12 protein-coding genes are annotated in these 14828 nt (G+C 62.0%); 1 reads left to right on the top strand and 11 read right to left on the bottom strand.

What is annotated here, in order from left to right; all coding sequences use genetic code 11:
- Window positions 1-107: 107 nt before the first annotated feature.
- Window positions 108-725 carry a class I SAM-dependent methyltransferase gene (locus LVE68_RS17485; protein ID WP_232941727.1) on the top strand — a complete coding sequence of 206 codons (618 nt, stop codon included), beginning with the start codon at window positions 108-110 and terminating at the stop codon, window positions 723-725.
- Here LVE68_RS17485 and LVE68_RS17480 read toward each other — a convergent pair.
- The 11 genes from LVE68_RS17480 to yfcC all read right to left on the bottom strand — a co-directional run bounded on the left by LVE68_RS17480 (window position 666) and on the right by yfcC (window position 14799).
- Window positions 666-1778, bottom strand: coding sequence for a prenyltransferase/squalene oxidase repeat-containing protein (locus tag LVE68_RS17480; protein WP_232941726.1), 1113 nt, complete (start codon window positions 1776-1778; stop codon window positions 666-668). The two genes, LVE68_RS17485 and LVE68_RS17480, sit on opposite strands and share 60 nt — an antisense overlap.
- Window positions 1775-2524: a class I SAM-dependent methyltransferase gene (locus LVE68_RS17475; RefSeq protein WP_232941725.1), complete on the bottom strand. Its 750-nt coding sequence runs from the start codon at window positions 2522-2524 to the stop codon at window positions 1775-1777. The genes LVE68_RS17480 and LVE68_RS17475 overlap by 4 nt, the downstream gene beginning before the upstream one ends.
- Window positions 2524-3867 carry a glycosyltransferase family 4 protein gene (locus LVE68_RS17470; RefSeq protein ID WP_232941724.1) on the bottom strand — a complete coding sequence of 448 codons (1344 nt, stop codon included), beginning with the start codon at window positions 3865-3867 and terminating at the stop codon, window positions 2524-2526. The genes LVE68_RS17475 and LVE68_RS17470 overlap by 1 nt, the downstream gene beginning before the upstream one ends.
- Window positions 3868-4032: 165 nt before the next feature.
- Complete coding sequence (locus LVE68_RS17465) at window positions 4033-4905, bottom strand: OmpW/AlkL family protein (RefSeq protein ID WP_232941723.1); 873 nt, start codon at window positions 4903-4905, stop codon at window positions 4033-4035.
- 333 nt (window positions 4906-5238) lie between these two features.
- Entirely contained in the window at window positions 5239-6624 is a 1386-nt protein-coding gene (locus LVE68_RS17460) for a glutamine synthetase family protein (RefSeq protein WP_232941722.1), read from the bottom strand.
- Between the two features lie 69 nt (window positions 6625-6693).
- On the bottom strand, window positions 6694-8043 hold the full coding sequence (locus LVE68_RS17455; RefSeq protein WP_232941721.1) for an aspartate aminotransferase family protein: 1350 nt from the start codon (window positions 8041-8043) through the stop codon (window positions 6694-6696).
- 159 nt (window positions 8044-8202) lie between these two features.
- Entirely contained in the window at window positions 8203-9630 is a 1428-nt protein-coding gene (locus LVE68_RS17450) for an aspartate ammonia-lyase (protein ID WP_232941720.1), read from the bottom strand.
- A 197-nt stretch (window positions 9631-9827) separates the two neighbouring features.
- On the bottom strand, window positions 9828-11129 hold the full coding sequence (locus tag LVE68_RS17445) for a cyanophycinase (RefSeq protein WP_232941719.1): 1302 nt from the start codon (window positions 11127-11129) through the stop codon (window positions 9828-9830).
- Window positions 11126-12091, bottom strand: coding sequence for a helix-turn-helix domain-containing protein (locus LVE68_RS17440; RefSeq protein ID WP_232941718.1), 966 nt, complete (start codon window positions 12089-12091; stop codon window positions 11126-11128). Before LVE68_RS17440 ends, LVE68_RS17445 begins: the two co-directional genes overlap by 4 nt.
- Before the next feature lies 1 nt (window position 12092).
- A complete protein-coding gene (iadA, locus tag LVE68_RS17435) occupies window positions 12093-13265 on the bottom strand; it encodes a beta-aspartyl-peptidase (RefSeq protein ID WP_232941717.1) in 1173 nt (390 codons plus the stop codon).
- Between the two features lie 16 nt (window positions 13266-13281).
- Complete coding sequence (yfcC, locus tag LVE68_RS17430; RefSeq protein WP_232941716.1) at window positions 13282-14799, bottom strand: putative basic amino acid antiporter YfcC; 1518 nt, start codon at window positions 14797-14799, stop codon at window positions 13282-13284.
- Between the last annotated feature and the right edge of the window lie 29 nt (window positions 14800-14828).

Genomic DNA, 14828 nt, shown 5'->3' with positions numbered 1-14828 from the left:
TTACCTTGCGAACAAATCCTGGAGCCCGCTATAGGCGAATGTGCCAATTGCTTTTCCAGGGGGGTCGGTTTACTGTTGCCCGAAATCCAGAACAAGAACGATCGACCATGTCCATCAACCTGCCCGTCGACATCCACTCCATCAAGGGTTTCCTGGCCGCCCACGAGGGCGAGGCCCTGTACCACCTCGCCGCCGAGGCGAGCGGTTTCGGCGCGTGCCTGGAAGTCGGGAGTTACTGCGGCAAATCCACCATTTACATGGCTTCCGCCTGCAAGCTGATGAATGGTGTGCTCTACGCAGTGGATCACCACCGCGGCTCCGAAGAGCACCAGCCGGGCGAGGAATACCACGACCCGTCCCTTTTTGACCAGGGCGCGCAGTTGATGGACAGCTTCCGTACTTTCCGCGGCAATATCCGCGCGGCCAACCTGGAAAACTGGGTGGTGCCGATTGTAGCGAGTTCAGCCGTGGCCGCGCGCTTCTGGAATACCCCACTGAGCCTGGTCTTTATTGACGGCGGCCACTCCCTCGAGGCCGCCATGACCGATTACCGCAGCTGGTCCCGGCATATTGTGCCCGGCGGCTACCTGGCGATCCACGATATCTTCCCCGACCCCAACGACGGCGGCCAGGCGCCCTACGAAATATACAAGCTGGCGCTGGCCTCAGCCCAGTTCGAGCTGGTCGAACTGGTCGACACCCTCGGTATACTGCGCCGCGTCTGATGAGTGGGTCACCGCTGTGAAAAGCGTACAGGCTCCGGTCAACGAAGCCAGTGCATCCGCAGCAAGCAGCATGGCCCCAACTGTCCAGGTGGTTTTCTCTTCCGGCCACACGGCATCGTCACGGTAGACATAACCGGTCCAGTAACCGCCGTCCCGGTCCTGCCAGCGATGCAGGTAGCGGTAGATTTCAGCGGCGCGCCCCCTCTCTCCCGCCGCCACCAGTGACATGGTGAGCTCACAACTCTCCGCCACCGTTACCCAGGGCTCATCGTTAACACAGCGGCAACCCAGGCCCTCCACGACAAACTCATCCCACTTCCGCTCCAGTCTCGCGCGGGCTGCATCGCCACGAAACACCCCAGTGAGAACCGGGTAGAACCAGTCCATGGAAAAGCGGGCCTTGCTTTCCCAGGTGCGGTCGAAGCGCTCCGGCGCCAGCCGCAGTGCATCGCCGAGCTTGCGGCGCCCATGGATCCACTGCGGGCGCGCATGGCCGAGTGTGTGCGCAATGGCGATACCACACTCGAGACTTTTGTAAATCGATGCGCAACCGGTAATCAGCGCATCCTCCATCGGCTTTCCGTCGGCATCGACTGCCCAGTGGATCTCACCGTATTCCGTCTGCAGCCGCAGTACGAATGCCAGCGCCCTGTCCACCATTGCCCAGTGACGCAACAGGAAGTCCCGGTCGCCGCTCACCAGGTAGTGGTGCCAGATACCGGTGGCGATATAGGCAACAAAATTCGTCTCCCGGCGTTCGCTGTTATGCACAGCATTGTCCCGGTACGCGGCCCACCAGCTACCGTCCGGCAACTGCAATCGGGCCAGCCACGTATAGGCCCTCTCGGCGGCGCCATGCTCCCCGGCGATGCTCAATCCCATCGCCGCCTCGATGTGATCCCAGGGGTCGGCATAACCGCCGGTAAACCAGGGGATGCAGCCATCGGGCTGTTGCTGGGAAAGGATGTAATCGGCACTTTTGCGCAGGAAATCCCGCGGAAACAGTGGCTCATCCTCAGGCGCGACCACCTGTGCCGTCACCGGATTGGTCATGCGTGCGCCTCCAGCGCGGGAACCGCCTGTTCCGCCTCGCAGGGCGGCTTTACAAAGTACAACACAATACTTTTCCCCAGGATTGGTGCCAGCAGTTTCTCCAGCACACGCGTCAACAATGGCCGCTGCATCAGGTCCCAGACCAGGAAGCGGTGATAGAGCTGCAACAGGCGGGACTCCGGGCGCTCCCACAGCAGGCATTTCAGCCACCAGTAGGGCGCGTGCAGCGCGTGGGCTTTATGCCTCGCATAGCAACGATGGCCAAGTGATTCGATACTGCGACGCAGCTGGCGCTCGCGGAAAATGCGGATATGGCCACCTTCCACCTGGTGGTATTCGTCGCTCAGTTTCCAGCAGACCCACTCGGGCAGGAAGGTTGGCACGCTGGCCGCGAAGGTGCCGGCGGGCTTCAGGACCCGGTCGATTTCAGCAAGCATGCCGCGGTAGTCATGGATATGCTCGAGCACCTCGGAACAGATCACCACGTCAAAACTGTTGTCGGCAAATGGCAGGCTCAGGCCGTTACCCACACCCAGCAGCAACCTGCCGGCCGCCTCCCCCTCCTGCAGGAAGGGTACCGCCCGGTCCCTTGCGGTGGAGATATCGGTAAAATCCAGGTCGAAGCCGTAGACATCGACATTGTCCGACAGCGCGAGGTGAATGGCATGGCGTCCCTCCCCGCAGCCCAGGTCGAGGACTGTCTGGCCCGGCTGCAGTTTCAGCCGCTGCGGCTCGACTGTAATCATCAGGCGGCCTCCGCCTTGTCATTGGCTACCCGCACCGAGAGCGGCAACAGCGCACCCGGTTGCCTTCCGGTGGAAATAATTCCCCGGTAGTAGTCCACCAGCTGTTCGGCCACATGCCGCCAGGAGAATTCGCGCTCGATGCGCGCCCGGCCCCGGGTTGCCAGCTCGGCCCGCAGTGATGCATCACCGAGCAAGCTTGCTATTGCTGTAGCGAGGGCCTTATTGTCACCGGCGGGTACCAGTAGCCCGGCGTCGCCCACTACTTCGGGCAGCGCACCACCGTCACTGGAAATCACCGGGGTGCCACAGGCCATTGCCTCGCCGGCAGGCAGGCCGAAACCCTCGTAGAGAGAGGGGCAGACCACCAGTGAAGCAGAGGCGTAATAACCGGCCATTTGCTCATTGGAAATACCGGATTCGAAGCGCACTGCATCCTGCAACTGCAATTCCTGCAACAGTTCTGCCGTGGGACCGCCCTCTTTCAGCCGGCCAATCACCAGCAGCTCCAGCTCCGGGTATTGGCGACGCACCTGCGCCAGGGCCAGCAGCAATACTCGCAGGCCCTTGAGGGGCTGGTCTGCGGACGCGGTTGTCATGATGCGGTGCGGCACCTTCTGGATATGCGGCTGCGGGCGGAATACCGACGTATCGATACCGTTGTGGATTACCTGGATCTGCCGCTCGTGCACACCGAACTGCTCGATAATATCCCGCCGCGACTGGGCAGAGACCGTCACGATATGGGCCAGCTTGCGCGACACCCGCTTCTGCATGCGCAGGAAACTGTGCCAGCGGCGCACCAGCAGGCGATAACGCCAGTCCGGTGCCGCCTGCACGGCAAGGTCCCGATCCCGTGTGATCGGGTGATGGATGGTGGCGACAACCGGCAGCCCATTGCTCTCGATCTCCAGCAGCCCGTCACAGAGCGACTGGTTGTCATGCACGATATCGTAATGCTTACCGTGCCGGCGCAGGTATTTTGCCGCCCGGCGGCCAAAGGTGTAGGGCTCGGCGAATCCCCCGGTGAGCTTACTCCACCATTCGAAGAAATCCGCCCAGCTGAGCAGGTGCCGCCAGCGCAGGGCACGGGTGGGGTTCTCGACCTCGTAGAGGTTCAGTCCCGGCATTTTGATCAGGCGAACCCGCGGATCCAGTTCCGGATACGGCTGGCCGGAAATAACGTCCACCTGGTGCCCCGCCTCAACCAGCGCCTTGCTCAGGTAGTAGAGGTAAACTCCCTGTCCACCGCAATGCGGATGACTGCGATAGCCGAGGAGACAGATTTTGAGTGGACGCGAACTCGAGACAGCAGGACCGTCGGCACAATTCTCCAGGGCCGTCATGGATTCCCCATTCAATTCGTATTATTGGTACTGGCAGATTCAGGAGAAGAATACACCGGCATGAATGTGACTGCCACCGCAATGGCGTCCACTCCGGGGTTGGCTGGACTGATATAAAAACGGGAGGGCAGCACCCTGCCCTCCCGCGGGAGTGATACTAACTGTTCAGAAACTGAACTTGTAACCTACACCCAGGTTGAAGATCCACGGATCCAGCTGCAGCTCGTCACGAATCCGTACCGGCAGCTCTACAGGCGCTGCAAAATCCGCCGGCCGGGTGAAGGTATTGAACCCCAGGTCCAGATCCGGCTCCGAGTCCACATACATGGCAGAAGCATTGATGATCCAGGTGTTATCACGACCGAACGCGAAATCCACACCGACCTGGGCGGTCCAGCTGAAATCGCTGCCGAAGCTGATCAGGCCATGGTCACGAGCGCCATCAACCCGTGTAACCCCGCGCACAAAGTCCTCGTCGATATTGGTGTAGGCCACACCGAGCCCCACATAGGGTTGCCAGAGGCAGGACGGGTCGAGGAAGAACCAGTCGAGGTACAGGCTTACCGTGCTGTAATCAAAGTCACCCAGCCCCTCGGAAAACTCACCGATAAACTCGCCGGTATCGGCCACTACCGCATCGGAGCGCAGGGTCGCGTCGAGGCTGGCCTCGCTCTCCCAGTAAAGCTCGATCGCCCAGTGATCCATGAAGATGTAGGTACCGCTGATAAACCAGGTAGTCTCATCATCGATATCAAGCCCTACGCCCACATCAATCGGGACCTGCTCCGGGTTCGGGAGGGGCTCGCCCAGCTCGTCAAACAGGAGGTTCTCGGCGATAAATGACTGGGTTGTCGAATAATCGTCATCCGGGTCCACCCAGGCGGCGCCCACTCGCACAATGGTGGTACCGGCAATGTAGCCGGAGGGGGGCGGGGGTGCCTGTACCGGGTAACCTGAGGGGCCCGCGAGAGCCGACTGTGCGGCGAGGCCGGCATTAACCGCCACTGCCAGGGGAATGAGGAGGGGCTTCAGTCTCATGGGGTAACTCCTTGTAACGCTAAAAAGCTCCTTCGCCGCATGTGCGGTTACAAACAGTATAGGTGGGGTTTTGCGGGCTGCAGAAAGGCTCGCCTAAAACAGGAATAAATCAAAGAAATTAATTTTCCACTTACTCGTCATCGCAAAAAAAATGCCCGCCAATTGGCGGGCCAGTTTTCTCGAACACACTTTCAGGAGGAGAGCTTAAGACACGCTGTTTGCCTGTCTGACTCTAGGTATAGCAGAGGAATTTTTGCCGCAGCCAGTGGCAGTCGCGAATCCCATCTTTTTCTGCTCACAACAGGCCGGCGCCGGCACTTGAGCTGTGACGCATCACACGCGATGCAGGTAACTCTGGTATTCCACATCGGTAACCCGGGCGTCGATCTCCGCAAGCTCCTGCCGCTTGAGCAACACAAACAGCTCCACAAACCGCGGGTCGAGGTATTTCTGCCACAGGGCACTCTGCTCAAAACGCTGGAGTGCAGCGCCCCACGTATTGACCAGCTGCTCGCTTTCCACCTGGTAGGCGTCCCCCTCAACAGGCGCAGGGGCCTCCAGCTGCTGCTCGATTCCGTGACAGACACCCGCCAGGATAGCCGCCAGCACCAGGTAGGGATTCACATCGGCACCTGCGATCCGGTGCTCGATGCGGCGCGCTTCCGGGTCACTTGCCGGCACCCGCAGTGTGGTGGTGCGGTTGTCGTACCCCCAGCACAGATTCAGCGGGGCGTGGGAACTCTCCTGGAAGCGCCGATAGGAGTTTGCATGGGGGGCGAACACCGCCATGGCGTCGTTCGCCGTCGCCAGCATCCCCGCGGCGGCGTAACGCAGCAGGTCCGTACCCTGGTCAGAACCATCGTTGAAGACATTCTTGCCGTCCTGGTCGATCAGGCTCATGTGGACATGCATGCCATTACCGGCCTGGTCCCCGAAGGGCTTGGCCATGGTGCTGACCCTCAGGCCGTGGCTCCGGGCCACACCTTTCAACAACCGCTTGAACAGCAGGGTCTGGTCCGCCACTTTCACCGGGTCGGCGCTGTGCAGCAGGTTGATCTCGAACTGGCCCGGTGCGCATTCCGACAGGATCGAATCCGCGGGGATCCCCTGCTCCTCGCAGGCCGCGCGCACGTCGGCAAAGAAATGCCGCTGGGCATCCAGCTCTGACAGGTCATAGACGTCGGTGGATGGCACCAGGTCGGCGTCGTTGTCGCTGACCGGTCGCGGCCGGGCCAGGTGGTCTGCATCTTCACGCAGCAGGTAAAACTCAAGCTCGGTGGCGCAGACAGCGCGGTAACCCAGCTCACCCAGCCGCTCGACTACCCGCTGCAACTGGGTGCGGGGATCCGCGTACAGCGGTGAACCGTCTGCCTCGTGCAGCTGCATGTGCAGTTGTGCGGTTTTCTCCCGGTGCCAGGGCGCCATGGAAATTGGCGACACGGGCACACAGACCCCATCACTGTCGCCGCTGGCAAACACCAGCGGGCTGTTCTCGATATCCCGGCCCCAGACATCCAGGCTGACGGCACTGCGCGGCATCTGCAGGCCGCCCTTCAGCAGCTTGTCTGCAGCCTCGGCCGGCAGCCACTTGCCGCGGGGGATACCGTTGATATCAAAGGCAAAGCCCTCGATCCACTTCAGGTCGGGATGCTCGCGCAGGAAGGTTTCCGATGCGTCGAGAATCTCCGGGGACGGGGAGAATCGTTGTTCTTCTGACATAAATAGCCTGGCAATAAAAAGGTGGCCAAAAAGCGAAGCGGGCGCCGGCGGCGCCCGCTGGGACAGAGTTTACGCCAGAGCCTTGGCAGTATCATCCAGCGCGCGGTGCGCCTTATCCACCAGCTCGTCAACCTGCTCGGTGGTGATAATCAGCGGCGGCGCGATAATCATCGTGTCACCGGTTGCGCGCATGACCAGGCCATTTTTGATGCTCATGTCGCGGCAGACACCGCCGGCAGTGCAATCCTCATCGAATCGCGCACGGCTGGACTTGTCCTTCACCAGTTCCAGCGCACCCACCATACCCAGGCTGCGGGCCTCACCGACAATCGGGTGATCCGCCAGCTCTGCCCAGCGCTTGGCCAGGTAGGGACCGGTCACATCGCGCACATTGCCGATGATGTTCTCATTGCGCAGGATATTGATGGTGGCCAGGCCGGCCATACAGGCTGCCGGGTGTGCGGAGTAAGTGTAGCCGTGGGTGAATTCCCCGCCCTTCGACTTGATTACCTCGGCAACGCGGTCGCTGACCATGGTGCCGCCCAGGGGGAAGTAGCCATTGGTCACCGCCTTGGCGAAAGTCATCAGGTCCGGCTTCATACCGTAGTAGTCGGCGCCAAACCATTCACCGGTACGGCCGAAACCAAAGATCACCTCGTCCATCACCAGCAGGATATCGTACTGGTCGAGTACCTTTTTCACTTCCGGCCAGTAGGTCTCCGGCGGGATGATCACACCGCCAGCGCCCTGGATCGGCTCGGCAATAAATGCCGCCACCTTTTCCGGGCCCAGTTCCTGGATTTTCTCGTCCAGGCTGCGCGCCGCCTGGACACCGAACTCTTCCGGGGACATATCGGCACCTTCGCCGAACCAGTAAGGCTGCTGGATATGCTCGATGTAATCCAGCGCCTGGAACTGCTTGTGCATGCCGTTCATGCCGCCCAGGCTGGCGCCGCCGATGGTGGAACCGTGATAGGCGTTCTTGCGCGAGATCACGATGCGCTTTTCCGGCTGCTCTTTCAGGTCCCAGTAGCGGCGGATGATACGCAGGTTGGTATCGTTGGCCTCGGAACCGGAACCGGTAAAGAAGACGTTGTTCATGTGCGCCGGGGTCACCTCTGCCAGGGCGTCCGCCAGCTGGATGGAGGGCACGGTGGTGCACTGGAAGAAGCTGTTGTAGAACGGCAGCGTGCGCAGCTGCTCGTAAATGGCGTCGGCGATCTCATTGCGGCTGTAGCCCAGGTTACAGCACCACAGGCCGGACATGCCGTCGAGCATGCGATTGCCGTCAATGTCGGTGATATACGCGCCATCGGCATTGGTGATCACGCGGGTGCCCTGTTTACCCAGGTCATTGAAATCGGTAAACGGGTGCAGCAGGTGCTCGCGGTCGTGTTGTTGCAGCTCGCTCTTGTTCATATTCTCACTCCTGACTGGTTACAGCGCGACCAGGCCCCGCCGGAAAGCAGGGCCCGCGGCTCGGCCGCCTCAATTTGTGATCACATTTTAGTGCCAGCCGCGGGAATAGCGCAAGAGCTGACTGCAGTCACTCTAGGGTAAGAATGCCCCGGTGCGCATTCAGACCGGCTGGTCGCGCCTGCTGGCCAGTGGGGCCAGCATGGCCTCGGGGCTCAGCAGGGCCTCCAGTTGCTCCGGGCTCATCAGCTTTTCCTCGATCACCAGCTCCGCCACGCCGCGCCCGGTCGCCAGCGCGCGCTGGGCGATGGCCGAGGTCTTGCCGTAGCCGAGATAGGGGTTGAGCGCCGTCACCAGCCCGATGCCCTGCTCCAGGTATCCCCGGCAGACCGCCTCGTTGGCGGTAATGCCCTGGATGCAGTCGCGCTGTAGCGATCCCATCGCGGCGTCCAGGTAGCGGATGGACTCCAGCAGCTTGAAGCCGATCAGCGGTTCCATCACGTTCAGCTGCAGCTGCCCGGCCTCGGCGGCCATGGTGATGGCGGTGTCGTTGCCGACCACGGTAAAGGCCACCTGGTTGACCGCTTCCGGGATTACCGGGTTGACCTTGCCCGGCATGATCGATGAGCCCGGCTGCTTCTGCGGCAGGTTGATTTCGTTGAGTCCGGCGCGGGGACCGGAGGACAACAGCCGCAGGTCGTTACATATCTTCGACAGTTTGATCGCGCAGCGCTTGAGCATGCCCGACAAGAGGACAAATGCCCCCATGTCCGAAGTGGCCTCCACCAGGTCGGCGGCGGCCTTCACCGGTACACCGCTGATACTCCGCAGGTGGCCGATGGCCAGGTCGCGGTAATCCGCCTCGGTATTCAGCCCGGTGCCAATGGCGGTGCCGCCCAGGTTGACCTCGGTCAGCAACTCGGCCATTTCATTGAGGCGCGCCACCTCCTCACCGATATTGGTGGCGAAGGCATTGAACTCCTGGCCCAGCGACATGGGTACCGCATCCTGCAGCTGGGTGCGCCCCATTTTCAGGACCGGGGCGAATTCCCTCCCCTTCTCCGCCAGCGCCTGCTGCAACCGGGCCGCGGCGGCAGTGAGCCCGCGCAACCCAAAGACCATCGACAGGCGCAGTGCCGTGGGATAAACATCATTGGTGGACTGGGACATGTTGACGTGGATATTGGGATGCAGGGCATCATAATCCCCGCGCTCGCGCCCCAGGATTTCCAGGGCCCGGTTGGCGATCACTTCGTTTGCATTCATATTGGTCGAGGTGCCGGCGCCCCCCTGGATCATATCCACACAGAAATGCTCGTGGTGCTGCCCCCCGATCAGCTCATCACAGGCGTGCACAATCGCCCCGAGCTGTTCCTCGTCCAGCTTGCCCAGGTCGCTATTGGCCAGGGCACAGGCACGCTTGACCATGGCCAGCGCGGTTACCAGGTCGGGAAAGTGGTTCAGGGGAATACCGCTGATACTGAAGTTCTCCAGTGCCCGCAGGGTCTGCACCCCGTAGTAGGCCGCTGCCGGTACCGACCGCTCGCCCAGCAGGTCTTTTTCCACACGAAAGTTGGCGGTGTCGCTCATGTCGTTTTCCACAAAGAGATCCGGCCCGCACGCGGTCGCGCCCGGCCCGGGAATAAAACGGGAAAGAATCAGTGCCCGGGTTCCGGGCGGGAGCATAGTAACGCCCGCGGACTAACCGGCAATCGGGGCTGGCGATTCTCGCCGGCCCGGTGGCGAGAATTCAGTGGCCGGGCCTGGAAGCCAGCGGGGCCATGGATTTATTCAGGGCTTCCCCGGTGAATCTCCACCGCCACCGGCTCCACCGACAGCCTGACATCGCTGATCGAGTACTGGTCCTTGGTACCGGAACCGTAACGCCAGTAGCCCCGGCTGTCATCGGTCTGCTCGAAGCGGAATCGTACCCCGTCGCCGGCCTCACTGAAGGCATAGCGGCGCAGCTCGCGGCTTTTGTCGTTGTCCAGCAGGGAGAATCCCAGCAGGTGATCCAGGCGGCTGTTGGGCAGCGCCAGGCCAGCGCCCTGCTGCGCCTCGTAGGAGAATGCCTCCCGGTCACGGGTCTGGGCGCCATCCATGTGCTTTTCACCGGTTTGCCAGTTATAGCTGTCGCCGTGGCTGAACACCGACAGCAACAGCCCGTCCACGGCGAAGCGACCTTCGTCGGCAAACCGCGCATCGCGTGCATCCACCAGGATCATATTGCCGCTGCCGATCACCTCCAGCTCCCCGGAATCCAGGTGCACCATCGCCGCGGTATCCTCATCGATACCATAACCCAGGCGGAGGTCCTCACTGTGCGCCGGTGCCAGCGCCCGGATCAGCCGACCCAGCCGGCTCTTGCGATCGAAGTGCTGGTCGACAATACCGCCGGGGAAAAAACCCAGCCCGGGCTTGACCACCAGCAGGCCGGATTCCTGTGCCTCCATACCCGCGTATTCGTCGGTCCCCGGCCGGGTCAGCGCGCTCAGGGAGTCCCCGGCGGCAATCATCGGGTTACTCATGATTGCGGCACCAGCGCTGGTACCGCCCACCACAGCACCCCTGGCGAGCTGTTCCCGGATCGCGGCCAGGAGCGGGGAATCGTCACCACCCGGGCCCACCAGGGTCTGGGTAATGCGGGTCTGGTCACCACCCACGAACCAGATACCGCCAACCCTGCTCATGGTGGCGACCACCTTCTCATCAAAGGCCCCGCGGGCCCAGGTGCTTTCATCCTCCTCGCTGTCGGGGTCGTCGCGCACCGCTACCGGGAGCACATGCACGGGCCCCTTGTACCCGTGGTCGCGCAGGTCCTTCAGGAACTGCCCGGCATAGTGCGCCGGGCGCCCGGAGGCCGCCGGCACGATGGCTACTTCCGGGTAGCCGGCCGGGATCGAGTCGATAAACGCCCGGTACACGGCGGCGTTATCACTGCGCAGCGCGCCGCCCACAATCAACAACCGGCCTTCACGGGCCTGCCCCTGTGCAGGCGCCATCTCACTGGCCCCGCCGCGGGCATCGCCACAGGCGGAAACAGCGACAGCGGCGGTAATCAGAAGAGTTCGGTACAGTCTTTTTATCATCGTAAACACTCGCGGTAAGTGGTTCCCGTTGTCGGGCCGCAGCCGGGGTTGCCCCCACTGCGGCCCCGGCTAAAACCGGGATGAACAGGATGCTGCCGCTCCTCACGGGGCGTGCAGCCGAAATAATTGCGAAAGGCACGGCTGAAATGTGATGGCGAGCCAAACCCGCAGCGCTTGCCAATTTCCTCGATGCTGAGGTCACTGTGGTGCAACAGGTCGCGGGCAAGGGCCAGTCGCAGGCCGATATAGAATCGTGCCGGCAGCTGGCCAGACAGGCGCTTGAACACCCGCTCGAGTTTCTTACTGGTAACCTGCAGGTAATCGGCAATCTCGCCGGTGGTCAGCGGCTCGGACAGGTTGCTGCGCATCAGCGCCTGGGCCTCGGTGAGTAGTGCCCGGTCGCCGACCTCACCGCGCGGGGCATCGCCCGGGCCACTGCCAGGGGCCCGCCAACCCGCCAGCAACGAGTCGAGTATCGAGGTCAGCATGTCCCCGTCGGCGCACGTCCAGATATTCCGGTCCTGTGACACCCCCTGTGAGGCCAGGGCCAGCCTCGGCTCCTGGGCCCGTAGCTGTGAGTGCAGCTCTGCCGGGGCACTGCAGGCCCGCCCCGCCAGGAGGCCAAGTTGTGCCAGTAAAAGAACGCCCGAGCCGACACCAATACAATTACCTGCCCGCCCGGCATGTGCCGCGAGCCGCTCGTGCATGGCTGCCGATAGCGGCTCGCCTGAATACTGGCGTCCACCGCAGATAAACAGGGCCTGCCGGGAACCCGGCACGGCGGGCAGCACCTCGGCCTGGATCCTTACACCGTGCCGGGCCGCTACTGCAGTGCCGCCGAGGCTGTAGACCTGTGGGGACTGGTCAGCTAACGCAAAGCGTTCCATCAATACCCCCAGCGCCCCCATCGGGAAACCGGGAAGCAGTATCACTGCAACATTGCCGGCGACCGGGGTACTCATGTCAGGAGAAAGCCCCGCGGAATTGCAGTTGGCTGTCGAAGTACTGCCAGCGCCCCCTCGCCATCACATGGCGGATGGTGAAACTGTCAGGGTCCACCAGGCTCAGGTCCGCATCGAGACCCTCGCCGATACCACCCTTGCGACGCAATCCGAGCACTTTTGCCGGATTGGCGGTAACCGCCCGCAGCGCCTTGACAAAGTCCACCTGCTCTTCGCGCACCGCCCGGCGGAATTCGTCAAACAGGCTCGCCACCGATCCCACTTCAATATCCTGCAGGGTGCCGTTGTCACAGAAGTTGGTCATCGAGCCCTGGGCATCGGAAGAGAATGTCAGGCGGTCCTCCGGTGCACCGGACTCCAGCGCCACCCGCAGTGCACGGCTGGCGCGCAGCTCGCCCGACGCCAGGATTTCCGGCGTAGTGGATGTGGTGAAATCGATAAAGCCACCCGCCTGCGCAAACTCGACGCCGTGCTGCAGCAGGTGCTCGTTGCGATTGATATGGGTGGGATAAAACTGGCTGATCGGGATATCCGAATTGTTGACCGCATCGAAGAGCGGCTGCAGGCGGCCGTCACAGCCACCCACATGGATGCTGATGACCCCGCTCTTGCCGCTCAGCAGGCCCGCGACCCGGGCATCGGAGGCGACCCTCAACAGCTCAGCCGTCGACGGGTGAGAAGAGCGATGATCGGAAATGGCCAGCTCACCCACGCCAATAATATTGTCCACCAGCATGATGTCGGTACGGACACTGCCGGTAAGGGTATTTACCGGGAACTGGTATGAACCACTGTGCATATAGCAGGACAGTCCCTGGGCATCCAGGGCCCGGGCCTTGCCGTAAAGTTCATTCAGGGTGCGCGTGGTGGCATCGGTACCCAGCACGCCGATCACGGTGGTCACCCCGGAGGCAAAGGCCTCACGCGGGTCCAGTTCTGGCGTGCGGGAAGCAAAGCCGCCCTCCCCGCCACCGCCGCTGATATGGACCAGGGAATCGACCAGCCCCGGCAACAACCAGGCCCCGTCCGCATCCACCACCTGGCCGATATTTTCCGGCAGGGTGAGGTTGTGGTCGATCTTCGCAATCCTGTCCCCGGCCACCAGCACATCGCAGATTCCAAAATCCCGCGGGGCGAAAACATGGGCGTTTTTTATCAGTGTTATTTGTGACATATCAATTTTTTACTGCTCAGAAGCCGGCCAGGGCGGCGACAAGTACTGACAGGGAGGCGAACAGGAACAGGCCCGTCCACAACGGCAACACGAAGCGAAGCCAGATGCCCCAGTCCAGCCGGGCCGCCCCCAGGCAACCCATCAGGGCGGCCGAAGTCGGCACGATAATATTGGTGAAACCGTCACCCAGCTGGAAAGCCAGTACCGCGGTCTGGCGGGTAACCCCCACCACGTCCGCCAGCGGCGCCATGATCGGCATAGTCAGGGCTGCCTGCCCTGAACCAGATGTAATAAAGAAGTTAAAAACCGTCTGGAAAACCAGCATGAACCAGGCGGAAACCGCGCCGGAGACATCGGCTAGCCCCTGGCCCGCCCAGTGCAGCAGGGTATTGAGGACACTGGCCCCGTTGGGATCGTCTCCCCCCAGCAGCAACACGATGCCCTTGGCCAGCGCTACCACCATGGCTGCCGGCAATAGCTGCTGGGCACCCTCCTTGAATGCAGCCGCCGCCTTATTCGCCGTCAGGCCATTGAGCCCGAAGGCGATGGCGACAATCGCAATCACAATCCCCATGGTGAAAAACTGGCTGGCGATTTCCGGCAGGAAATAACTGCGCTCCACCACGCCCCAGATCATCCAGGCGATACCCGCCGCGAACAGCAACAGGATCCAGCCGTCACCGCGGACCATGGTCTGCAGGGATTCCACCGACTGCTGCTTCTGGCGGAATACCGCATCCGAATCATGTGCCAGGGACGACTCCGGGTCGCGCTGGATACGGCGTGCGTAGAAGAGCGTGTAGCCCGCAAGCAGGCAGGTGGCGACAAACCAGATCGCCATGCGGGGCCCACTGCCGGACATCAGCGGCACATCGGCAATACCCTGGGCAATACTGACACCGAAGGGATTCATCCACGAGGTAGCGAAGCCCACCTGGGTGGCGACGTATGTCACCAGCAGTGCGGTGATACTGTCATACCCCATGGTCACCAGCAGTGGCACCACGATCAGGGTAAAGGGAATCACCTCTTCCCCCATGCCAAATACTGCCCCGCCCAGGGAAAAGAGCACACACAGGATGGCCAGGTAGAGATGCCCGGCCTCGCGGTTGCGGGCGATGACCTGGAACAACCCGCGCTCCACCGAGCCACTGGCAAAAATCAGCCCGAAAGCACCGCCGGTCAGCAGGATAAAGGCGAAAACCCCGATCGAGGCGCCCCACTTGCTGCCCGAGACCATCCCCTCGAAGGCGAAATTCAGCAGGCCGATGTCTCCGCCTTCCGCAAATACGGCCATACCCTGTGGCGCATCCGTCGCCTGCTGGTAAGTGGCCGGGTCGATCACCTTGCGTTCGACACCGTTGACCGTCTGCACAATGGTCTCGTAAGTGCCGGCCGGGATCAGGAAGTTGAGGGCAAATGCGACCAGTGCCACACACAACAAGATCAGGTAGGTATCCGGCATTGCCCATTTGGGCTCTGCGACCACCTCACCGGCGCCTTGCCGTTCGACTTCAGGGGCAGAAGCTTGCATAGGGGTACACCAAGTTGGTTTTTATACTG

The organism is Microbulbifer sp. YPW16 (assembly GCF_021290385.1).
In the GTDB taxonomy this organism is placed as follows: Bacteria; Pseudomonadota; Gammaproteobacteria; order Pseudomonadales; family Cellvibrionaceae; genus Microbulbifer; species Microbulbifer zhoushanensis.
This window is presented reverse-complemented; position numbering and strand designations above follow the sequence as displayed.

Bases quoted from the DNA above. Each gene is read 5' to 3' on its own strand.
- LVE68_RS17485 (WP_232941727.1), top strand. From the start codon at position 108: ATGTCCATCAACCTGCCCGTCGACATCCACTCCATCAAGGGTTTCCTG.
- LVE68_RS17480 (WP_232941726.1), bottom strand. From the start codon at position 1,778: ATGACCAATCCGGTGACGGCACAGGTGGTCGCGCCTGAGGATGAGCCA.
- LVE68_RS17475 (WP_232941725.1), bottom strand. From the start codon at position 2,524: ATGATTACAGTCGAGCCGCAGCGGCTGAAACTGCAGCCGGGCCAGACA.
- LVE68_RS17470 (WP_232941724.1), bottom strand. From the start codon at position 3,867: ATGACGGCCCTGGAGAATTGTGCCGACGGTCCTGCTGTCTCGAGTTCG.
- LVE68_RS17465 (WP_232941723.1), bottom strand. From the start codon at position 4,905: ATGAGACTGAAGCCCCTCCTCATTCCCCTGGCAGTGGCGGTTAATGCC.
- LVE68_RS17460 (WP_232941722.1), bottom strand. From the start codon at position 6,624: ATGTCAGAAGAACAACGATTCTCCCCGTCCCCGGAGATTCTCGACGCA.
- LVE68_RS17455 (WP_232941721.1), bottom strand. From the start codon at position 8,043: ATGAACAAGAGCGAGCTGCAACAACACGACCGCGAGCACCTGCTGCAC.
- LVE68_RS17450 (WP_232941720.1), bottom strand. From the start codon at position 9,630: ATGAGCGACACCGCCAACTTTCGTGTGGAAAAAGACCTGCTGGGCGAG.
- LVE68_RS17445 (WP_232941719.1), bottom strand. From the start codon at position 11,129: ATGATAAAAAGACTGTACCGAACTCTTCTGATTACCGCCGCTGTCGCT.
- LVE68_RS17440 (WP_232941718.1), bottom strand. From the start codon at position 12,091: ATGAGTACCCCGGTCGCCGGCAATGTTGCAGTGATACTGCTTCCCGGT.
- iadA (WP_232941717.1), bottom strand. From the start codon at position 13,265: ATGTCACAAATAACACTGATAAAAAACGCCCATGTTTTCGCCCCGCGG.
- yfcC (WP_232941716.1), bottom strand. From the start codon at position 14,799: ATGCAAGCTTCTGCCCCTGAAGTCGAACGGCAAGGCGCCGGTGAGGTG.